This window comes from Planococcus soli, assembly GCF_016881065.1.
Classification (GTDB): domain Bacteria; phylum Bacillota; class Bacilli; order Bacillales_A; family Planococcaceae; genus Planococcus; species Planococcus soli.
Window position 1 is genome coordinate 370,258 of the sequence record NZ_WXYN01000051.1, and the last position, 22,173, is coordinate 392,430.

Genomic DNA, 22,173 nt, shown 5'->3' on the forward strand with positions numbered 1-22,173 from the left:
TCATGACCAACCGCGATATCCAAAAGTATGTCAAAAAGACAGCCAGGCTGTTGCGAATGCTTCGTTTTAGCCGCAGCTTTCAGTCCGCCTTGTTTGCAGGATTTGCTTCAGCAGCTGGTTTGCTTCTGGTATCGCGGTTGTTTGTGCTTCCTTATTATGAATTTTATGCATATGCAGCGGGAGTTGCCGCTATCGCAAGTTGGGGCTTGTTGACGATGAAAGATTTGCCGAGTACCAAACAGGCAGTCCAAGAGTTGGACCGTTTCACACCGCACAATCAGTTGCTGACCGTATGGAAGCTGAACGAAAAAAATGCGCTGGCAGAAATGTTAACGAACAAAACTGCAGCAACTGTTCCTTTTAGCTACCAGCTGTTTCGTCAAGAACGTAAGGCTTGGCTTCGGCCAAAATGGTTGATTGGGACATTAGCAAGCGGCGCACTGATGATGCTTCTGTTAGTTTTTCCAAGCAATCTGCAAAATCAGGCCAATGATGTTGAAGAAGAGTTGGAACTGGTACAAGACATCAAAAAAGAAATTGATGACATAGAAAAGCAGGCAGAAACGGAAGCCGTAAAAAAAGAAATGGAAGCATTGAGAGCGGCAATTGAAAATATAGAAGATCCGGAAGCCGTATTGAAAGAGCTTGTCAAAAAACAAAAAGAGCTTGATTTGAAAAAACGTCAGCTGGCGGAAGGACAAACTGCAGAAGCTGAAGCTGTTTCTGAGGATCTCGAAGAAGTTTCCGACAGATTGGCTGAGCAGGCAGGAAAAACCCAAACCGCTTTAAGCAACATGGGCAAACCGGTAGCATTTCCCTTGCAGCAGACCATTGCAAATCGTGGGCAATCTGGTGAGGAAAACCCAAGCGGTTCTGCTGCCGGGGAATCTTCCAGTGAAGGTAGTGAGTCCAATACTGATGGTCAGGGATCTGGCAATGGAGAAGGTGCAGGAGAAGCTGGAGAGCCAGAAAACGGCCAAGGGGAAGCTGAGGGGCAAGGCGAAAATGAGGGGCAAGGACAGGGCCAGGGTCAAGGAGAAGGACAAGGTCAGGGTCAAGGACAAGGACAAGGACAAGGACAAGGACAAGGGCAGGGTCAAGGACAAGGACAAGGGCAGGGTCAAGGACAAGGAGCTGGCCAGGGCCAAGGCAGCCGCGATTTGTTGACTGTGCCTTCTCGCATCGGCGGAGAAGGCGATACTGCAGTTGATAACGGAGAAATTGGAGAAGGTCAAGCCGCAGGGGAGCAAGAAGGGCCTGTTGCGGCAACTGCAGGCAGCGTGCAACCATACGCCGACGTAGTGGGTGAGTATTCAGCATCTTATTTTTCAAGCGCAGACCGCCTGCAATTGCCGCCTGATTTGCAAACCGTTGTAGAACAATACTTTACGGATATCGAAACCGAAGAATAGAAAAGAGGGGTTTTATGACGTATACAACCGACCAATTTACAGAAATGAGCCAGCTGCTTGGGGAGGTAAGATCAGAAATCGGACGTTTTATTGTAGGACAGGAAAGCGCAGTTGAGTTTTCCATGTACGCCATTTTGGCGGATGGCCATGCGCTGCTTGAAGGGCTTCCTGGGCTTGGCAAAACCATGTTGATTCGAACTATTTCAGATGTGCTCGATTTGTCGTTTTCAAGAATCCAGTTTACACCTGATTTGATGCCATCGGATATTACCGGGACAAGTTTGATCGAGCGGGACGCAGAAGGGCGACAGCAGTTTACATTTCGGGAAGGCCCAATTTTTCATCAAATGGTGCTGGCTGATGAAATCAACCGGGCGACTCCTAAAACCCAAAGTGCCTTGCTGGAAGCAATGGGAGAAAAAACGGTGACCATACTGGGAGACACTAAAGTGATGGCACGGCCATTTTTTGTACTGGCCACCCAAAATCCAATCGAAATGGAAGGAACTTATCCGCTGCCGGAAGCGCAAATGGATCGCTTTCTATGCAAGATCCTGGTTTCCTATCCAAGCCGCAATGAACTTGCCGAAATCAGCCGAAGAACAACAGGTGCTGATACGGTCCTCCTTGGCAAAAAGATGAATACCGCCAGTCTGATCGAAGCACAGCAGATGGTAAAAGAAGTTTTGCTGGCAGATGACATATTGATGGTAGCTGTCGATATTATTCAAAATACTCATCCTGAACATTCAGAGCACGAATCCATTCAGCAGTATGTGCAGTATGGCAGTGGACCGCGTGGCCTGCAGAGTTTGATTCGTCTGGCAAAAGCGCGAGCATTGATGGAAGGCCGCTACCATGTTTCTATCGGCGACTTGAAATATGTAGCCAAGCCTGTATTGCGGCATCGCCTCCTATTGAATTACGAGGCTGAAGCAATAGGCAAAGAAGCGGATGAATTGATAGATTTGGTGCTCAGCACAGCTGGAAAAGGCGTTTTGAAATGACGTTGTTAAACATGCCGGCTGATTGGGGTTCACGCCTCAGCCGCTACGCCATTGGAACCAAAGCGAAAATCAGGGGGCATCACAAAGGCTCTCATCGGTCGATGCGTTTTGGCAACTCATTGGATTTTTCTGATTTTCGCGAATACCATCCCGGAGATGATGTTCGCCACATCGACTGGAACGTTTATGCCCGAACCGAACGTGTTTATATTAAGCGCTTTTTGGATGAACAGGAGATGCGTGTTCACCTCCTGATCGACAGTTCAAAATCGATGGACAGCAAATGGCTGTTTGCCAAACAGCTGGCCTTTTCCTTGGGGCTGATGGTGTTAGGGAGTGACGATCGCCTAACGGTCTCATCTGGACAAAAAGAGCTTGTGCCTTTTCGCAAAAAAGGGAAGTCTGCCAAAAAACTGTTTGAGCATTTTCTGGCTTCGATGCCGGACCCGAAAAATCTTTCTTTTGCCAAGCAGGCAAGCTTCTATGCAGCCAAAGATTCCACGGTGCTTTTCATCGTTTCGGATGGATTGGAGCCGCTCGAAGACTGGCACGTTTTTTTCAAACAGGCACCTGCATATGCACATGACCTCCGGTTTATCCACATCAGTACGGAAGAAGAGCGTGCCCCCTCTTATAGAGGCGACCTCCGTTTTATAGACGACGAAACACAGCAAGTATTGAATGTCACGGTTACGGAAGAGGCGCTGCACTCGTATCAGAAACAAAGCGAACTACATGCCAAAGGGCTGGAGTCGCTTTGCCGGACCTACGGCATTGCTTATTTGCCGGTGCACATGGAAGATGGAATTGAGCAAGTGCTATTTCATCAGATGGTGCGAAAAAATTGGATTAAATGAGGTGAAGCGGCATGGGAGCGTCGAATTGGGGAATGATCTGGACAGCAGTTATGCCGCTGGCTGTGATCCTCTATTATTTCTTTAGAAAAAAATACAGGGACCAACGCGTATCCTCGACGCTATTTTGGCAAGAACGGATGAAGGAGCTGCAAGCTTCCCCGTATTTGAAAAAACTGCAGCATCATTTATTGTTTTACTTGCAATTGGCAGCGCTTCTGCTTTGCGTACTGGCACTGCTTGGACCGTTTAGTGAGTCGGAAACACTGACAGGCAATGATTTTATTTTTGTCGTGGATACTTCAGCGACGATGCTGGCCGGTTCGCCGTCTCATTTTGAAAAGCACCAGCAGGAAATGAAAAGTTTAGCGGCACAAGCTGGCGGCAAACCGGTAACTATTGTCACAACAGGTGCAAGTCCGGAAGTGGTCGTCCGCAATGAGCAGGATCTTGATGCGATTGAACAGGCAGTCGATCAATTGGCGGTACGCTACGAAAAGGCTGAAATGGAACAGACGATTTTATTTGCAGATACATTGGGGGCCAACGATTCAACAGTCATCCACATTTTTACCGATAGCTTGGACCGCGATCTGCTGGCCAATAAAACTGGGAAAAGCTATCAAGTTCATGGCGTTTCTGATACACTCCGCAATGTTTCCATCCAACAGTTTGGTCTTTCCGAAACGGAAGACGGTGTCCGTGGTATTGTTCAGCTGGTCAATGGCAGCGATGAAGCATTGCCCGCTCTAGTCCGGCTGTCCGCTGGTGCAACGGAAAAAACGGTGGAGGTAGAATTGGCAGCTGCTGAAGAACTGCTGGTACCTTTTGAAGAACTGCCGGCTGAAAAAAACTGGCAGGCGACTGTAGAAGTGCGTGACGATTATGCAGCTGATAACACAATGGCTGCTTACTTAACGCCTCCGGGAGATGAGGTCGTCATTGATTCAGCATTGCATGAATTGATTGCCAGCGGCTTTCGTTCGCTCGATTTGGATGTTCGTCTGGCAGAAACAGCCCAATTGCAGCCGGACTTCGGATTGCCGGTTGTGACCAATCAAAGCGAGCTATTGGAAGGAGCGGCTCCAATCCTGTTGATCGGCCGCAATGATGAAACGGCAGTTGAAGTTTCAGGGCAAATTGAAACGCAGGAACATCCGTTATTTGCGTATGCCGAACTGGAAGAAGTATACGTTTCCCAACTGTATCCGCCTTTTGACGGCTATGAAACCATCGCATCGATTAATGAACAGCCTTTTATTCAATTGTCTCCAAAAGGCGATATCGTAGTATTGGCAGATGTTCAGTCGACCGATTGGCCACTTTTTCCAGCATTCCCATTGTTCCTATGGAGCGCCATGAACAGCTTATCCGGTGATGAGGAATTTCTGGGATTTTTCCAGCCGAACGAACACCGCTCCGTGTCTCTGGCTTCCGACACCGGAGAGTGGGAAATCTTTAAAGATGGCGCATACAGCCATTCTTATATTGAAGGTAGTGGTCCATTTATTGCGCCTACCGAACCTGGAGTTTATGAGGTGATCGGAGATGCAGAGACTAAGACCCTGATCGTCCAGCTGTCCAGCGAAGAAAAAACGTTGGCTGCAGGCTCATCATACACGATGGGAGCTGCAGAAACAGCTCAAGATATGGTCCGTTTTTCATTTGTGCCGTTTATTATCGCGTTGATCCTGCTGCTGGTCATTGCGGAATGGGAGGTATACCGCCGTGGAATTGCGACTCGATGAACCGCTCTGGCTTTTCCTGTTAGTCCCCGCAATCGGTTATTTTGGCTGGTTTGGCATAAAGAATTTCCCAACCAGTTCTAAACTGGCGAAAGTAGTTTATATCCTTCGCATAGCGACTGTCGCTTTGCTGATTTTCGCGTTAGCTGCACCTTCTCTGTTCCGTCCTGTGAAAGAAGAGCAAGTCATTTTCCTGCTCGACCGGTCGGCTTCTCTTGAAGGAATGGAGAAGGAGATGGCAACTGCTATAGAAACGGCATTGTCAGCCAAAAAAGATCATCAATCGGTTGGCGTGTATACTTTTGCTGAAGATTTTTTGAGTCTCATGCCATTGACTGCAGAGTCTGAGGTTTTGCCCGCCGATCTGGCAATCGGCCAAGATGGACACACCAATATCGCCCGTGCTTTGGAACTTGCTTCAAACAGCGGCGACACGGATCTGGCAACGCGGGTGGTAATTCTGACTGATGGCAATGAAACGCAGTCTTCCGTTCTGGAAAGCTTAAACCGCTTGGAATCCGACCGGCTTCAAGTGGATGTCTGGCCGATCGAGCAAACAGCGCAAAACGATATAGCCGTCAGCCGCTTTGAAACACCTTCGCGTGCGTTTTTAGGGGAAGCCCAATCCTTTTCTGTCACGGTCGATTCCGATGCGGTAGCCCAGGCAAAGTTGGTTTTTTCAATGAATGACCGTGACTTGGATACGAAAGAAATCGATTTATCAGAAGGGCAGAATGTTTTTAATTATTCATACCCCGCCAGCTCAGAAGGCCTTTTGAAATATGAAGTGCGTCTGGAGGCAGACCAAGACGCTTTTCTGGAAAACAATTCACTTGTCAGCGTCACCGAAGTTTCCGGGAATCCAGAAGTACTCGTGGTCAACGGCGGAGAGCCAAGTCCGATACCGGATTTACTGGATAGGAACAACTTGCGTGTGACCGAGTTGTCCTCGGACCAGTTGCCGAGCAGTTTGTCCGGCATCCTTCGCTATGATTCCATTATTTTCGATAATGTTTCTGGGACTTCGGTTGGAGAGCAGCAGATGAATATCATTGAACAGGCCGTTCAGCAATTTGGTGTTGGTTTTATGATGGTCGGCGGTGAACAGAGCTTCGGTCTTGGCGGCTATTTCAAAACGCCGATTGAGCGCCTGCTTCCGGTCGAAATGGAAGTCAAAGGCAAGCACGAATTGCCTTCACTCGGTTTGATGATCGTTATGGACCGTTCGGGAAGCATGATGGGCATGAAAATGGAATTGGCGAAAGAAGCGGCAGCCCGGTCGGTTGAACTGCTTCGGCCGAATGATATACTAGGCGTCATTGCCTTTGATGATCATCCGTGGGAAATTTTTTCTGCAGCCAAAGTGACCGATCCGCAGGATGCTGTGGATAAAATTTTAGGCATCACACCAGGAGGCGGGACCGAAATTTATAGCTCCTTGCAGCAAGCTTATATGGAACTGGAAAATTTGGAGTTGCAGCGAAAGCACATCATCCTGCTGACAGATGGCCAATCGGCAACTTCCAATGATTATGGGGCGTTGATCGAAGGAGGCAAAGACAATAATATCACCTTATCTACTGTCTCTATCGGCCAAGATGCCGACCGGAATCTGTTGGAACAATTGGCCAATACCGGAAGCGGCCGTTTTTACGATGTGACCGATGCCACCACGATTCCAGCGATCCTATCGCGGGAAACAATCATGATGTCCCGTACTTTTATTGTGGACGAACCTTTTTATCCGGTGGTGTATGACAGCCAGTGGAATGAATTATTTGGGGATGGTGTCCCTCAGCTAAACGCCTATATTGCCACAACAGCAAAAAGCACGGCTTCAGTTGCGTTGGAAAGCGAGGAAGGCGATCCAGTGCTTGCCAGCTGGAATTATGGCCTGGGCAAAACAGTCGCTTATACATCCGGAAGCGGTGCATGGAGCGGAGATTTCCAGAACTGGGACAGGTGGCCGGATTTTTGGAATCACAGCGTTGCCGAGTTGCTGCCGGCGTTTGAAGAAATTCCCTACTCAGTTACCCGCAAAGAACAAGGAGTTTACACGGTTGAAGATCCTACACAAAGCTCAGCCATACTGACCGTGACTGCAGTCGATGAACAAGGCAATGAGCTTCCGCTGCAAACAGAGCCGGTAGCACCAGGCAAAGTGGATGTTAAAGTGGATGCCGATTCGGGATTGGTATTTTTCAGTGTCACCAATGAAAACGGAGCCGCCTATAAAACCGGCCTGACAATCCCTTATGGCGATGAATATCGAACAGCAGAGACAAATGTGCCTCTACTGACAACGTTGGCTGAACGGACAGGTGGACAGGTATTGACCACCATGGATGAAGCTTTCCGCGATATGCCCTTCACCAGTGGAACCAGTCGTCCGATTCAACTGTTCCTGCTATTTGCGGCGATGGTGTTGTTCTTCTCAGACATTACGCTTCGGCGGTTCGGGCTTCTAAAGCCTGGATTAAAAAGAAAAGCCGCAAAAGAAGAAGCTTCTTCTCCTGCGGCAATCGATCAATTAATAAAAGCGAAAAAGAGAGGCTGACTCTTTTTCGCTTTTTATTTTTAGCTCCGGCTCGTGGCCAAAAGCTGCTGTTTTCGCATCGACCATGTATTAGCGATGAAGAAGCAAGTGATTAAGATGGCAGTACCCAGAATATAAGGATAGCTCATATTGATATCGAACAGAATGCCTGCGAGTGCAGGGCCAATCATGTTGCCAAGACTCATATAGGCATTGTTCATGCCTGCTGCGAAGCCTTGTTCATCACCCGCCAATTTGGAAATCAAGGTATTGATGGCTGGGCGCAGCAGGGAGGCGGCCGTGAAAAATACAGCTGCCACCAGTAAAATTGCCCAAAACGAGCTGACAAACAAGATGCCGATCATCGCAGCTGCTGATACCAGCAGGTTGACCAGGATGACTTTCATCTCTCCAAACCGTTTAAAGAGCTTATCAATGACAAATGTTTGGACAACCACACCAACAAATCCGCCGACAGTTATCAGAATGGCAATTTCTTTTGGCGTGAATCCAAATTTCTTATCTGCGTATAAGGCAATGGTCGACTGGAAGTTGGCCAACCCAAAGGCGAAAATAAACATTACCAGCAACATGACAAAATAGGGCGTGTAAGTAGAACGTTTCATCTGCTGAAGCAAATTTTCTGATTTGGTATCGGCAGCCTTAATGGTAGGGGCAACATTCGGCAGCACCGCAAAAGAAATAAAGGCTGCAATCAGTGCTACAGCCGTAGCAATGTAAAACGGGAATTCTATGCTGACTTCAGCTAAAAACCCACCGATTCCGGGACCAATCATAAAGCCTAGAGACATCGAGGCGCCGAGCAGCCCCATGCCTCTTCCACGTTCTTCAAATGTCGTGATATCCGCAACGAATGCCATCATCGGAGGGATGAGGAAAGCTGCGCCCAAGCCGCTGAAGAAGCGGGCTAGGTAGAGGATCCATAAATGAGAAGCCAATCCGAATGCCAGCTGAGATAAACCGAAGACGATCAAGCCGAAGATGATCAGGTTTTTACGTCCATATTTGTCGGATAGCTGACCTGACAAAGGGGAGAACAGGAATTGCGCTAGGGCAAAAGTGGCAATCAAGGTGCCAAGAGCTTGACCTGCCACACCGAATGTATCCAAATAGGCAGGCATGATCGGGATAATCAGACCGATTCCACTCATGGCAATAAACATGTTAAACATCAGCACATAAAGTGCAAACTTATTAGATCTAACGGCCATAAAGAGACCTTCTTTCGTTGTTATTTCGACTCACTAAATTTTAGACTTTAGAATCTACATACTATACCCCAAAATCAAAAAAAAAAACAGACAAAAGTTCTGCCTGTCATTTTTCCATATCCATTTTAAATTCCAGGAATAATTCATTGTACGTACCCAACATTTCAAGACCCAGATTTTCATAGACTTCCAGGCGTTCCCGCAGTTCTTCCGGTGGGTAAAATCGCTCGTCTCCTGTAACTTCGGGATCCATCAAAGCGATAGCCTGCTCGTTGGGTGTAGAATATCCGACATAGTCCGCGTTTTGAGCAGCCACTTCAGGGTCCAGCATAAAGTTGATAAAAGCATGTGCCCCATCTATATTGTCAGCTGTTGACGGAATAATCATGTTATCGAACCATAAATTCGATCCTTCCTCTGGAACCGAATAGTCGATGTTTTCGTTGATCCACATCATGTCTGCAGCTTGCCCAGACCATGTAACCGCAACAGCCGCTTCTTCGCGGCGCATCATTTCGACAATTTCATCCCCAATGATGGCCTTAACATTCGGGCCAATGGTCTTTAATTTGTCGGTGGCTTCGCGCAACTCGTCCAAATTGGTTGAGTTCAAAGAGTAGCCCAGACTGTTCAAGCCCATGCCGATCACTTCACGGGCACTGTCGACAAGGATGACTTCCTGTTGGAGCGTTGGATCCCACAGATCGTCCCAGCTATCAAACGTTTGGCCTTCCAGCAAAGTCGGGTTGAATGCGATGCCGACAGTTCCCCAGAAATAAGGAACTGAGTATTCATTGCCCGGATCAAAAGGAAGGTCAAGAAAATACGGATCGATATTTTGCAGATTTGGAATCAGCTCATGGTCGATTGGTTGCAGCAGATCATTATCTTTCATTTTTTCGATGGCATACTCGGAAGGCATGGCTACATCATAAGTTGTTCCGCCCTGCTCGATCTTGGTCATCATTGATTCATTTGAATCGAAGGTTTCATAAACCACAGAGATATTGGTTTCTTCTTCAAATTGGTCAATTAGTTCGGGGTCGATGTACTCGCCCCAATTGTAAACGGAAATGGTGCCGCCGTCGGCTGTGGCCGAACTGCGTTCCAGGACATTGACGGTATACAAGAGAATGGCCGATACGACCAGAATGGCGATAGCAGCTCTGGTGATGTCCTTCATACTTTAGCGCCTCCTGTTCCAGGGGATTGTCCAGCCCGTTGAGTAAAGAAATAATAGCCAAGGACCAATCCAAGCGTTACAACGAAGATTAATGCAGAAAGTGCATTGATGGTCAGCGTGATTCCAGCTCGTGCCATGGAATAGATTTCGATTGACAGGGTCGAGAACCCGTTTCCTGTAACGAAAAAAGTGACTGCAAAATCATCCAGTGAATAAGTTAAAGCAAGGAAAAATCCGGCAAAAATACCTGGTTTGATATACGGGATGATGACGCGCGTCAAAATATCCCGTTTGGATGCACCAAGGTCGGTCGCTGCATCGATCAGCGAACTGCTCATTTCCTGCAGTTTTGGTAGGACCATGATCACAACGATCGGAATGCTGAAGGCGATGTGGGAAATCAGCACTGAAGCAAAGCCGAGCTGGACGCCGATCATGGTGAATAGGATGAGGAACGATGCTCCGATAATGACGTCCGGGCTGACAATCAGGATCGTGTTCAAAGACAGAACCGCATTGCGTGTTTTGCGGTTCCGCAAAAATACGATGCCGATCGCACCCAAAACACCGATAGCTGTCGAAATGAGAGAAGACAGCAAAGCCACAATGACTGTGTTCATTAAAATGATCAAGAGCCGTGTGTCATTAAAGACTGCACCGTAATGCTCCAACGTGAATCCTTCAAAACTCGACATGGTGCCTCCGCTGTTGAATGAATAAAAGATCAGGTAGAAAATGGGGGCATAGAGAATGGCAAAGACGAGTGCCAAATAGATTTTTGCCGGCTTACTTAGTTTTGCCATTATATGAGCCTCCTTTTTCTTTCTGGCCAGTCACCATCATGATGATGATCATAAACAAAATCAGGAAAACGGCAATGGTCGAACCCATGCCCCAATTCTGTGTTACGAGAAATTGCTGCTCGATAGCTGTGCCAAGCGTAATGACTTTGTTGCCGGCAATTAGGCGGGTAATGACAAAGAGCGAAAGGGCAGGGATGAATACTGCCTGCACACCAGACTTTACGCCGTTGATCGCCAATGGGAAAATGACCCGTCTGAAAGTGGTGAAAGACGAAGCTCCCAAGTCGCGTGACGCATCGATCAACGCGGGGTTGATTTTATCCAGTGAATTGAAAATTGGTAGCACCATAAATGGGATGAAAATATAAACAGATACAAAGATGAAGCTGAAATCAGTGAACAAAATTTGCCAAGGTCCCGCACCAAAAGTTTGAAGCAGCTTGTTGGCAGGGCCGTATAAGCCGAAAATCCCGATAAAGGCATAAGCTTTCAGCAGTAGGTTAATCCACGAAGGAATGATGATCAGCAATAGCCAAAGCTGCTTATGCTTAGTTTTGGTCAGCCAATAAGCTGTAGGATAAGCAATCACAATAGTGATCAAGGTGATGAGGAAAGCATACCAGAAAGAACTCAACGTCATCCGCAAGTAGACGGAAGAAAAAAAGTTTTGGTAATTTTTCAGCGTAAATGCCCCGGCCAAGTCCAAAAACGAAAAATAGAAGATTAGCGCAATCGGTGCGATGACAAACAAGGCAATCCATAAATAATAAGGAACAAGGTATAGCGGACGTGACGGGTTATCTTTCATGGGCTGCTGCTCCGTAGGACTCCAGTCTGGCATCAAACGCTTCTTCCGATTCGTTCAAGCGCATGACATGGATAGCTTCAGGTGAAAAATCCAAGCCGATCTGAGAGCCGACTTCCACTTTTTTTGTGGAGTGGACGAGCCATTCATTGCCCACTTCATCGATTGTGGAAATTTCAAAATGGACGCCGCGGAACAATTGAGTATCAACCGTAACAGCCATTTTGCCGGCACCGTTTGGCGTGATTTCCAGATCTTCCGGACGAATGACGATTTCCACCTGCTCATTGGAATTTAATCCGGCGTCCACACATTCAAAATTTTTGTTGGCAAAGCGCACCTGGTAATCCGTAATCATTTCACCGCTGACAATATTCGATTCTCCAATAAAATCAGCAACAAAACGGTTGATGGGCTCGTCGTAAATATCCATAGGGGTGCCGCTTTGCTGAATTTGACCGGCATTCATGACGAAAATTTCATCGGACATTGCGAGTGCTTCTTCCTGATCATGCGTAACAAAGACAAAAGTTTTGCCTAAACGCTGCTGCAGTTCACGCAATTCGTATTGCATTTCTGTACGCAATTTTAAATCCAATGCAGAAAGCGGCTCGTCAAGCAAAATAACTTCCGGATCATTGATAATGGCACGGGCAATGGCGACACGCTGGCGCTGTCCACCTGACATTTCCGCAATTTCGCGTTGTTCATAGCCCTGCAGATTGACGAATGCCAATGCTTCCCGCACGCGTCGTTCGACTTCGGGGCCTTTCACTTTTTTGATGCGCAGTCCGAAAGCAATGTTTTCAAAGACATTTAAATGTGGAAATAGCGCATAATCCTGGAACACCGTATTGACCTGGCGCTGGTTGGCAGGAACGTTGTTCATCTTTTTATCTTCTATATAAATGTCACCGCTGGTAGGTGTTGCAAAACCGGCAATCAAACGCAGGATTGTGGTTTTTCCACAGCCCGATGGACCGAGCAATGTATAAAATTTTCCTTTTTCAAGTTCAAAGCTGACATTGTCCAAAACATTGCCGGCACCTTCGTATGTCTGAGTGACATTTTTAAAGCGGATGATGGGTGTTTCAGTCATAAAATCCCTCCTGAATTATAAATAAGATTGTGTAGTGACGATGATCATTTCCGATATGCCATCAAAGTCATTGATCAGTTGATGGTGATCAGAAGCTTCGTAATAAATAGAGTCGCCAGTTGCTGCGATATATTGATGATCGCCGATTTGAAGCAGGACCTGGCCTTCCAATACATAGATGAATGTTTCGGCAGAAGATGGTTCGAAGCTTTTAAATTCGCCTTGAGCCCGTAATGTCAGGTAGACCGGTTCCATTTCTTTTTCATTGGAAGTGGGGATGAGCCACTCTACTTCGTATCCTGCGTCTTCATCGATATGCGCCGTATGATCTGCTGTGGAATAAACGATTTTGACATCGTGTTCATCAGCAAAAAAATCTTTTGGCGTGGTACCGAGCACTTCCAGTAAGGTAAAGAAGGTTTCAATGGAAGGGGAGTTCATATCGCGCTCCAGCTGTGAAATAAATCCTTTGCTCAAGTCTGTCCGTTTGCCCAGTTCTTCTTGAGTCAATCCGTTTTTTAATCGAAGGCGTTTAATTTTGGTTCCGATTTCCATCAAAATTCTCCTCGATTCTTAATAAGTGATGGTTCCACTTAAGTTTAGTTAAAATATACTTTTAGTTTACTAATAGCATATATTCATTATACGAAACGATTTAAATATTTCAAGTCGGAATTTATTTTCAATAAGGGATTGTTATCTATTGCAATTTACCGGTTGTTTTTACTATCATAGAGAAAGTGTGAAATTAATAATGGTATATAACTTTAACAAACCAACCGATCCTATGACATGAGCGATTATAAAAACTAAAATGATGCGTAACGAAAAAATCTTTATAAACCGGATACCAACGATTTTATACCATCGGCCCGTGAACACGCCGGCGCCGAGTAAATTTGATTTTTACAGCTCGACCAAACTCTAGGAGTGATCAATGTGAACGGCAAAATGAACTTCTTTCTTGATCCGAAAAATCGGGTTATCCAAAGACCATCAATTATGAATTACAAACAAGACCAGCAAGGACTGTACCTTGTAGCCGACAAGCGTTTTATCAATTGGATGGATGTCCATACGTATTGCCATACGTGCTTGGCAGCATTGACGTTTGACGATGAATTCGATGCAAGTTATTGTGCAAGCTGCAATGAATGGCGCGAAGAACCTTGCACTGACATCAGCTGTGAATATTGTGAGAACCGCCCGAAACGCCCACTGGATCCCCGCAGATAAGCGGGGTTTTTTTCTGCGTCAATCGATCAGCCGAGGAGATTTTTAGTTCACGCCATCTATGTTAAACTAAAGCCATATGAATAGAATATTTGGAGGATGAGTATGAAAAAGGAATTTGTAGTCATTGGACTTGGCCGTTTTGGCGGCAGCATTGTGCGTGAATTGATTGAACAGGATGCGGACGTTATGGCAATCGATAAGGACTCGGAACGAGTGGATGAGTTTTCTTCAATTGCCACTCAAGCTGTTGTAGCTGACACGACAGACGAGACGGTATTGAAATCGCTGGGAATCCGGAATTTTGAACATGTAATTGTTGCAATCGGTGAAAATATTCAAGCCAGTATTTTGACAACCCTTATGCTGAAGGAAATTGGCGTAAAAAAAATTACGGTTAAGGCGCAAAATGACTACCATGCAAAAGTATTGGATAAAATCGGTGCGGATAAGGTCGTCCACCCGGAACGTGATATGGGCATACGGATCGCTCATAATATCCTTTCCAATAACGTATTGGACTATCTGGAACTGTCCGATGAACATTCCATCATGGAAATAAAGGCAAACCACAAACTGGCTGGCTATACGTTGATCGGCCTTGATATCCGCGCACGCTATGGCATCAATATTGTGGCTATAAAAAGAGGGGGCGATATTATCGTTTCCCCGCAGGCCGACATGGAAATCGAGCAGGAAGATATTCTGATCATTATCGGCTCTGATGCAGACATCAATCGTTTCGAAAAGAAAATGATGAATTAAAAAAGAATGCCAGGAGTTCCTGAGTATATAGAAAAGCTGTAGCGGACATCAATCTGCTACAGCTTTTCTATTATTTCATTAAATTAACAGGCCAAAATAAAAGGTGCACCGGATAAATATCCGATGCACCTTTTTACGGCCTGTATTATTAAACTTCCATAATCACTGGCAAAATCATTGGACGGCGTTTTGTTTTTTCATACAAATAAGGTCCAAGAACGTCAGAAATATCATTTTTCAATTCTGCCCATTCCGTGTTTTTGCTGTGTATTTTTTTATTAAGATGGCGATTCAGCATTTGCTGCGCCTCGTAGATCATAGTACCTGACTCACGCATGTAGACAAATCCGCGCGAAATGATGTCTGGACCGGAAACCATTTTATTTTTTTGCATATCGACGCTAACAACTACGATGACGAGGCCTTCCTCTGAAAGCACCCGGCGGTCACGAAGGACAATATTGCCGATATCGCCAATTCCGCTGCCGTCAATATAAACATCACCGGAAGGGACGCGTCCTGCAACGGATGCTTCGTCTTGCCCAAGAGCAAGAACTTCACCATTTTCCATGATAAATGTGTTTTCCAATGGAACATCACATTCTACTGCCAATCCGGCATGCGTTTTTAACATCCGGTATTCACCGTGTATCGGCATGAAGTATTTTGGCTTGATCAAACGAAGCATTAATTTGTTTTCAGGTTCTGAACCATGTCCGGATGTATGGATGTTGTTAAGCGATCCATGAATTACATCTGCTCCAGCACGGAACAGCAGATTGATGGTACGGTTGACGCTGCTCGTATTGCCCGGAATCGGGGAAGATGAGAAGACAACTGTATCGTTTGGTTGAATCTGAATTTGGCGATGGGTGCCGTTGGCGATTCTCGAAAGAGCAGCCATGGGTTCGCCCTGTGAACCGGTGCAAAGAATCAATACTTCATTTGCCGGCAGGCGATTCAACGTTTGTGTATCAACAAATGCATCTTCCGGAGCGTTTATGTAGCCAAGCTCGCGGCCGATTGTCATGGCATTGTCCATGCTGCGTCCAAAAACGGCTATTTTGCGTCCTTGTGCTACAGCTTCATCCGTCACCTGCTGGAGGCGATAAATGTTGGAAGCAAAAGTAGCGAAAATCAAGCGGCCATCGATTTTTCTCATGATGTCTTTAATTGATTCGCCGACTTTTCTTTCCGACATGGTGAAATCGGGAACTTCAGCGTTGGTGCTGTCAGACAGCAAACACAACACGCCTTCGCTGCCGATTTGAGCCATTTTCAACAAGTTGGCAGGCTCTCCTACTGGAGTGAAATCAAACTTAAAATCACCTGTGTGGACGATGTTGCCGGGTGGAGTTTTTACTACTACACCGAAAGCATCAGGAATACTGTGTGTTGTGCTGAAAAAGCTGACAGCTGTTTTGCGGAACTTGATGACATCATCTTCTCCAATTTCAGTCATTTTCGTTTGGCGCAGCAAGCCGTGTTCTTCCAATTTTTTGCGCAAAAGGCCAAGTGCCAATTTGCCGCCGTATACTGGAATATTGATCTTTTTAAGCAAATAGGGGATGCCGCCGATATGATCTTCGTGGCCGTGAGTGATAAAAAGCCCTTTAATCTTGTCGACGTTTTTTACTAAGTAAGTGTAATCCGGAATAACATAATCGATTCCGAGCAAATCGTCTTCCGGGAATTTAATGCCGGCATCAATCAGGATGATTTCGTCCTGGAATTGGACACCGTACGTATTTTTGCCGATTTCACCCAGTCCGCCTAAGGCGAAAACAGCTGTTTGGTCGTTCTTGACAAATTTCATCGTTATTCGATGCTCTCAACTTCGTAATATTGGCCAGCTTGTTCATACTCGAGATGATTGCCTTCCAGTAGTTGAACAAGTTCAATATTATAGTTGCGATCTTTTAAATGGTGTCGGACTTCACGCTCGGATGCTGCTTCTACATAAAGGCTTTGGGTATTTTCACGAACTGGTACTTGAAAACGGTTTTCCTGGTAATATACTTTAAAAATCATTGTTTGCTCTCCTTTTTCCACGCTCAAATAAATGCACTTCCTTTATATTATCATGTCATTAGACTAAAATAAAGAATAGCCCTCCTTATTTATAAAGAAGGGCTAAAAAGTTTATGCAATTTTCTTTTTGTTCATGATGCCATTGAGCTGTCTGAGAAGTTTTCTTTTCAAACGTTTCAGCATGGCTAACCACTCCTTAAGGTGAGTATACTGCGTTTTCTGATAATTGTAAAGAAGTCGGGTTTTTGTTTCAAAGCCTTATTAAAATTGAATGGAGACTAAAAAATGCCGAAATTATTATTGCTGGATATTGATGGGACTTTGTTGGATTCTCATAAAAAGTTGCCGCCTTCTGCTAAAGAAGCGCTGGAACTAGCGCGTAACAATGGCCATGATTTGGCGATTGCTACCGGACGGGGACCTTTTATGATCACTAAGATTTTAGAAGAACTGAATATCGATACGTATATTACATTCAACGGCCAGTATATTGCCCATAAAGGACAAGCCATTCACAAAGAAGCAATTGATTCAACTATGCTTAATGATATCTTTGAATTTGCAGAACAGCGCGACCATCCGATCGTGTTCATGAACGAGAAGAAAATGGTTTCTTCCATCGATTTTCATCCGGATATAGATGAAAGCATCAAAACCCTGAAAATGCCCCATCCGGAAGTGGATAAGGAATTTTATTTGAACAACGAAGTTTATCAGGCGCTGGTATTTTGTGAAGAAGAAGATGAACAGCAATATCACGATACTTTTAAAGAAGTGGACTTTGTCCGTTGGCATCGGGTATCTTGTGATATCACGCCAAAAGGCGGCACAAAGGCAAGCGGCATTGAACATTTGATCCGTGCCACAGGTCATACGATTGAAGAAACAATTGCATTCGGAGATGGGCTGAACGATCTGCAGATGATGGACATTGCGGGATACAGCGTAGCAATGGAGAATGGCCACGAAGAAACAAAAAAACGCGCCTCCTACGTCACCGACCACGTCGACAACCACGGATTGGCAAAAGCGTTCAAACATTTGAAATTGATTTGAGAAGAAAAGCGGAAGCGCCCGTGTAGATTCGACGGGCATAAGATGCTCCGGCGAAGCGGCGTGTTTTTAGCCGCACAGTACGAAAAGTGAAAGTGCCTGTTCAGCTCTGACAGGCATAAGGCAGACCAGCAGAGTGGCGTTCTTTGCCGCACAGCTGGGTTAGCTTATGACCCGAGGAGCTAGGCACTTGCAATTGGACAGCCGGAGTGGCTTATGACCCAAGAATCTGGGCGCTGAAGTCTGGACAATAAGAAAAGCGGAAGCGCCCGTGTAGATTCGACGGGCATAAGACGCTCCGGCGAAGCGGCGTGTTTTCAGCCGCATAGGCGGAGTGGCTTATGACCCAAGGATCTGGGCGCTGGAGTCTGGACAAGAAGAAAAGCGGAAGCAGCCGTTTAGCTCCGACAAGCGCTGGAAGCCTTACCGATAATGGCGGTTTTCAGCCATTGCCTGTATGGCTGAAGCGACTCGAGGAGCTGGCTGCTGGAGTCTGGACAAAGAAAAGCGAAAGCGCCCGTGTAGCTCTGAAGGGCATAAGACGGACCAGCAGTGTGGCGGTCTTTGCCACGCAGCTGGATTGGCTTATGACCCAAAGAGCTGGGCGCTGGAGCCTGGACATTGAAGAAAAGCGAAAGTGCCCGTGCAGCTCTGGCGGTCACTAGACTTGGCAATTAAAAAGAGACTCGGCTTACTCAGCCGAGTCTCTTTCAATTGCGATCGCATTTTCAATTTCAGCGAATGGATTTTTCGAATCAATATGGTCAAAGAACATTACGCCATTCAAATGATCAAGTTCATGCTGGAAGGCGATGGCAGGCAATCCTTTTAAGCGCATTTTGATTTCTTCCCCGTCTAAATTGAAAGCTTTGATGGTGACCCGAGCATACCTGGGCACATAACCGGGTATTGCGCGGTCTACGGATAAACATCCTTCTCCAGCTGCTAAATATGCTTTTTCTACAGAATGGCTGACGATTTTAGGGTTAACGGCAACCATGCTGAGGTTTTCTCCAGAGCTTTCATCAAAATGAAGTGCGAAAATTCGTTTTGCTTCATTTATTTGAGGTGCTGCAATTCCAACGCCGGGACGCAAATCATATTTTTCAGCCAGTTCATCGTCCTGGCTGTTAACTACATATTCCAAAAGGTCTTCGCCCAGTTTTCGATCTTCTTCAGAAAGTGGAAACTTTACATCTTCAGAACGTTTTCTGAGTGTAGGATGACCTTCACGTATTATGTCTTTCATTCGTATCAAGTGATTTCATCCTTTCAAATAGCTTGCTATACTTAATAGTATAACTCAACTCAGCAATTTTGAAAAAAGAAAAAGCTATTGGCTCAGTTGTATTTTATTCTTTTGCATACTATAGTTAATTCATGGAAATAGAGGGGTGAATCAGGGTGAAAAGATTTGGAAAAATGGCTATGGTCTCCAGTTTGCTAATGTTGGCAGCATGTTCGGGATCGGGCATTCGTGAAGATTTAGATCAAGTGTTAAATGAAACTTTTGACGCAGAAGAAGATTATCGGTCAGTGCAAGGCGACCTGGAAGAGCGCGAAAAAGCGGAGCAGCTATTATTTGAAGAAACAATGGCATTGACGCAGGAGCAGCAAGGCGAGGTAGCAGATCAGGCGCAAGAAGCACTGGATTCAGCAGATGAACGGCTTGGCTTACTTCAGACTGAAAAGGATTCAATGCAGGCAGCCGAGGAAAATTTTGCTGAAATCGACAGCGTAATCGAATCGGCCGAAGAGGAATCCGTGATAGCAGATTTGGAAGCGCTAAAAGCGCAAATGCTGGAACGATTTGCGGCACATGACGAATTTTCGGAAGCGTACGAAGAATTGATCGCTCGTCAGAAGGAATTATATGAAATGCTTCAAGATGACCAAAGCACATTGGAGATACTCCAGGAAAAGGCTGCGGAAGTGAACGAGCAGAATGAGCAGGTACAATTGGCTGTTACAGAGTTTAATGAATTAACCCAACAGGTAAATGGTTTGAAGGACAGCACTCTGGAAAATTTAAGTGAAAGTGAGGAATAAGCGGCCTATATGGTCGCTTTTTCTGTGCTATAAAAGATGGGTTGAAGAGTCGCTGTATTATAATACAGAGATGAAAAACTACTGATACAGTTCATAGAATTCGAATTATCTTTTAATTATTATTGTCCTAAAATGTAAGGTTCTCTATGATTGACCGAGTTATTCTTGTGACGTATACTGAAAAGGAATGCGAAATTGTATCATAAATTGTATATAATTATCTTAATACAGATAAAAAAGGAGAGTTGCTTTTATGGCTGCGAAAAAATCACAGCAGTTCGATCCAGTGGAAACGCTTAACGCAATCGAAGAAAAGTTTGAAATGGTTCAGATTTTGAATGAGGAAGGCGAAATCGTCAACGAAGAGGCGGACCCGAAACTTTCGGATGAAGATCTTCAGGAATTGATGACTCGGATGGTTTATACCCGAATCCTTGATCAGCGTTCGATTTCATTGAACCGTCAAGGACGCCTAGGATTTTACGCTCCAACTGCGGGACAGGAAGCTTCCCAATTAGCTTCCCACTTTGCATTGACGAAAGAAGATTTTATTCTTCCGGGCTACCGTGACGTGCCGCAATTGATCTGGCACGGTTGGCCGCTTCACCAAGCATTCCTTTTCTCCCGTGGACATTTCATGGGGAACCAAATGGCTGAAGGCTTGAACATTCTGCCTCCGCAAATCATCATTGGTGCTCAGTTTATCCAGGCTACAGGCGTGGCACTTGGCATGCAGAAACGCAAAAAAGAAGCAGTTGCAGTAACTTACACAGGAGACGGCGGTTCTTCACAAGGTGACTTCTATGAAGGAATCAACTTTGCAGGCGCATTCCGCGCACCGGCTATTTTCATTGTGCAAAATAACCAGTATGCGATTTCTACGCCACGTGAACTTCAAACTTCAGCGAAGACCATTGCTCAAAAAGCGGTTTCTGCTGGAATTCCAGGCGTGCTAGTAGACGGAATGGATCCTTTGGCGGTATACGCGGTAACCCGCGATGCCCGTGAACGTGCTGTTAAAGGCGACGGACCGACATTGATTGAAACACTATGCTACCGATATGGACCACATACGATGGCCGGCGACGATCCAACACGCTACCGGACTTCAGACATCGACAGCGAATGGGAAAAGAAAGATCCACTTGTTCGTTTCCGCAAATACCTGGAAGCAAAAGGCATCTGGGATGAATCAAAAGAAAATGAAGTAATCGAAAAAGCTAAAGAAGAAATCAAAGCAGCAATTAAAAAAGCTGACGGCGCTCCAAAACAGAAAGTATCCGATCTATTGGAGATCATGTACGAAGATGTGCCGTTTAATGTTCAGGAACAGTTGGATATTTATAAAGCAAAGGAGTCGAAGTAAGCCATGGCACAATTAACAATGATCCAAGCGATTACCGAAGCTCTGAAAACAGAGATGAAGAACGATGAAAATGTTCTTGTTTTCGGTGAAGATGTAGGGAACAACGGCGGTGTATTCCGTGCAACAGAAGGTTTGCAGAAAGAATTCGGGGAAGACCGTGTTTTTGATACGCCTTTAGCTGAGTCAGGCATCGGCGGTTTGGCAATAGGTTTAGCTTTGCAAGGCTATCGCCCTGTTCCGGAAATTCAGTTTTTCGGATTTGTTTTTGAAGTTATGGATTCTATCAGCGGACAAATGGCACGCATGCGTTTCCGCAGCGGCGGAAGCCTGAGTTCCCCTGTAACGATCCGTTCACCATTCGGCGGCGGCGTTCATACACCTGAGATGCATGCAGATTCATTGGAAGGATTAATGGCGGCTCAGCCTGGCCTGAAAGTGGTCATTCCTTCTACTCCTTATGACGCAAAAGGATTGCTGATCTCAGCAATCCGCGATAACGATCCGGTTATCTTCCTTGAGCATATGAAGCTCTACCGTTCTTTCCGCCAGGAAGTGCCGGAAGAGGAATATACGATTCCTCTAGGCAAAGCTGACGTGAAGCGTGAAGGCAAAGATTTGACAATTATTGCATACGGCGCAATGGTGCAAGAAAGCATGAAAGCAGCAGAAGAGCTTGAAAAAGAAAACTATTCGGTTGAAGTGGTCGATCTTCGCACCATCCAGCCGCTTGATATTGAAACAATTATTGCTTCTGTAGAGAAAACCGGGCGCGCTATGGTCGTTCAGGAAGCTCAAAAGCAAGCTGGAATTGCAGCAGGCGTCGTAGCCGAAATTACGGACCGTGCAATTTTGACATTAGAAGCTCCAGTTCTTCGCGTTACTGCACCAGACTCTGTGTTCCCATTCTCACAAGCAGAACAAGTTTGGCTGCCAAACTCGAAGGATATAGTAGAGACAGCGAAGAAAGTGCTTACTTTCTAAATTAGACAGAACCGAAAGG

General features: G+C 45.8%; 21 protein-coding genes. 12 read left to right on the forward strand and 9 right to left on the reverse strand.

The genetic code is table 11. From position 1 onward, the window contains the following. Positions 1-2 precede the first annotated feature (2 nt). The 5 genes from GJB59_RS16555 to GJB59_RS16575 are packed head-to-tail and all read left to right on the forward strand — an operon-like array spanning position 3 to position 7,575. Entirely contained in the window at positions 3-1,412 is a 1,410-nt protein-coding gene (locus GJB59_RS16555) for a DUF8809 domain-containing protein (RefSeq protein ID WP_142826180.1), read from the forward strand. 14 nt (positions 1,413-1,426) lie between these two features. Further along, the gene (locus GJB59_RS16560; RefSeq protein WP_142826181.1) at positions 1,427-2,419 is read left to right on the forward strand and encodes an AAA family ATPase; all 993 of its coding nucleotides are present in this window, start codon (positions 1,427-1,429) and stop codon (positions 2,417-2,419) included. After that, entirely contained in the window at positions 2,416-3,276 is an 861-nt protein-coding gene (locus GJB59_RS16565; RefSeq protein WP_142826182.1) for a DUF58 domain-containing protein, read from the forward strand. The genes GJB59_RS16560 and GJB59_RS16565 overlap by 4 nt, the downstream gene beginning before the upstream one ends. A gap of 11 nt (positions 3,277-3,287) precedes the next feature. After that, on the forward strand, positions 3,288-5,021 hold the full coding sequence (locus GJB59_RS16570; protein ID WP_142826183.1) for a vWA domain-containing protein: 1,734 nt from the start codon (positions 3,288-3,290) through the stop codon (positions 5,019-5,021). Next, the gene (locus GJB59_RS16575) at positions 5,002-7,575 is read left to right on the forward strand and encodes a VWA domain-containing protein (protein ID WP_142826184.1); all 2,574 of its coding nucleotides are present in this window, start codon (positions 5,002-5,004) and stop codon (positions 7,573-7,575) included. The genes GJB59_RS16570 and GJB59_RS16575 overlap by 20 nt, the downstream gene beginning before the upstream one ends. Positions 7,576-7,595: 20 nt before the next feature. Here the strand turns inward: GJB59_RS16575 and GJB59_RS16580 are convergent, their stop codons facing one another. From GJB59_RS16580 to GJB59_RS16605, 6 genes are all read right to left on the reverse strand, one after another. Further along, on the reverse strand, positions 7,596-8,786 hold the full coding sequence (locus tag GJB59_RS16580) for an MFS transporter (RefSeq protein ID WP_142826185.1): 1,191 nt from the start codon (positions 8,784-8,786) through the stop codon (positions 7,596-7,598). A 106-nt stretch (positions 8,787-8,892) separates the two neighbouring features. Further along, positions 8,893-9,969: an ABC transporter substrate-binding protein gene (locus GJB59_RS16585; protein WP_142826186.1), complete on the reverse strand. Its 1,077-nt coding sequence runs from the start codon at positions 9,967-9,969 to the stop codon at positions 8,893-8,895. Continuing rightward, positions 9,966-10,772, reverse strand: coding sequence for an ABC transporter permease (locus GJB59_RS16590; RefSeq protein WP_142826187.1), 807 nt, complete (start codon positions 10,770-10,772; stop codon positions 9,966-9,968). Before GJB59_RS16590 ends, GJB59_RS16585 begins: the two co-directional genes overlap by 4 nt. Then, positions 10,756-11,580, reverse strand: coding sequence for an ABC transporter permease (locus GJB59_RS16595; RefSeq protein ID WP_142826188.1), 825 nt, complete (start codon positions 11,578-11,580; stop codon positions 10,756-10,758). Before GJB59_RS16595 ends, GJB59_RS16590 begins: the two co-directional genes overlap by 17 nt. Beyond that, a complete protein-coding gene (locus GJB59_RS16600) occupies positions 11,570-12,676 on the reverse strand; it encodes an ABC transporter ATP-binding protein (protein ID WP_142826189.1) in 1,107 nt (368 codons plus the stop codon). The genes GJB59_RS16595 and GJB59_RS16600 overlap by 11 nt, the downstream gene beginning before the upstream one ends. A 15-nt stretch (positions 12,677-12,691) precedes the next feature. Continuing rightward, complete coding sequence (locus GJB59_RS16605) at positions 12,692-13,231, reverse strand: helix-turn-helix domain-containing protein (RefSeq protein WP_142826190.1); 540 nt, start codon at positions 13,229-13,231, stop codon at positions 12,692-12,694. Between the two features lie 384 nt (positions 13,232-13,615). Here GJB59_RS16605 and GJB59_RS16610 point away from each other — a divergent pair, with 384 nt between their 5' ends. Together GJB59_RS16610 and GJB59_RS16615 are read left to right on the forward strand one after the other, a co-directional pair. Then, a complete protein-coding gene (locus tag GJB59_RS16610) occupies positions 13,616-13,912 on the forward strand; it encodes a hypothetical protein (protein ID WP_142826191.1) in 297 nt (98 codons plus the stop codon). A gap of 102 nt (positions 13,913-14,014) precedes the next feature. Next, a complete protein-coding gene (locus GJB59_RS16615; protein WP_142826192.1) occupies positions 14,015-14,674 on the forward strand; it encodes a potassium channel family protein in 660 nt (219 codons plus the stop codon). Positions 14,675-14,822: 148 nt separating this feature from the next. On the opposite strand, the gene rnjA is transcribed toward GJB59_RS16615, so the two are convergent. Both rnjA and GJB59_RS16625 read right to left on the reverse strand, forming a co-directional pair. Further along, entirely contained in the window at positions 14,823-16,490 is a 1,668-nt protein-coding gene (gene rnjA, locus GJB59_RS16620; RefSeq protein WP_142826193.1) for a ribonuclease J1, read from the reverse strand. A 2-nt stretch (positions 16,491-16,492) separates the two neighbouring features. Further along, positions 16,493-16,705 (reverse strand): DNA-dependent RNA polymerase subunit epsilon, encoded by a 213-nt coding sequence (locus GJB59_RS16625; RefSeq protein ID WP_142826194.1) that lies wholly within the window; start codon positions 16,703-16,705, stop codon positions 16,493-16,495. 285 nt (positions 16,706-16,990) lie between these two features. On the opposite strand from GJB59_RS16625, the gene GJB59_RS16630 reads away from it, so the two are divergent. Further along, complete coding sequence (locus GJB59_RS16630) at positions 16,991-17,761, forward strand: Cof-type HAD-IIB family hydrolase (protein ID WP_142826195.1); 771 nt, start codon at positions 16,991-16,993, stop codon at positions 17,759-17,761. A 338-nt stretch (positions 17,762-18,099) separates the two neighbouring features. Then, positions 18,100-18,423, forward strand: coding sequence for a hypothetical protein (locus tag GJB59_RS16635; protein ID WP_142826196.1), 324 nt, complete (start codon positions 18,100-18,102; stop codon positions 18,421-18,423). Between the two features lie 26 nt (positions 18,424-18,449). On the opposite strand, the gene def is transcribed toward GJB59_RS16635, so the two are convergent. Then, positions 18,450-19,016, reverse strand: coding sequence for a peptide deformylase (gene def, locus GJB59_RS16640; RefSeq protein WP_142826197.1), 567 nt, complete (start codon positions 19,014-19,016; stop codon positions 18,450-18,452). Positions 19,017-19,162: 146 nt separating this feature from the next. Between def and GJB59_RS16645 the strand changes: the two genes are divergently transcribed. From GJB59_RS16645 to GJB59_RS16655, 3 genes are all read left to right on the forward strand, one after another. Beyond that, positions 19,163-19,807, forward strand: a complete 645-nt coding sequence (locus tag GJB59_RS16645; RefSeq protein WP_244946824.1) for a YkyA family protein — start codon at positions 19,163-19,165, stop codon at positions 19,805-19,807. A 253-nt stretch (positions 19,808-20,060) separates the two neighbouring features. Next, positions 20,061-21,173 (forward strand): pyruvate dehydrogenase (acetyl-transferring) E1 component subunit alpha, encoded by a 1,113-nt coding sequence (gene pdhA / locus GJB59_RS16650; protein WP_142826198.1) that lies wholly within the window; start codon positions 20,061-20,063, stop codon positions 21,171-21,173. A gap of 3 nt (positions 21,174-21,176) precedes the next feature. Beyond that, positions 21,177-22,154 carry an alpha-ketoacid dehydrogenase subunit beta gene (locus tag GJB59_RS16655; protein ID WP_142826199.1) on the forward strand — a complete coding sequence of 326 codons (978 nt, stop codon included), beginning with the start codon at positions 21,177-21,179 and terminating at the stop codon, positions 22,152-22,154. Positions 22,155-22,173 lie beyond the last annotated feature (19 nt).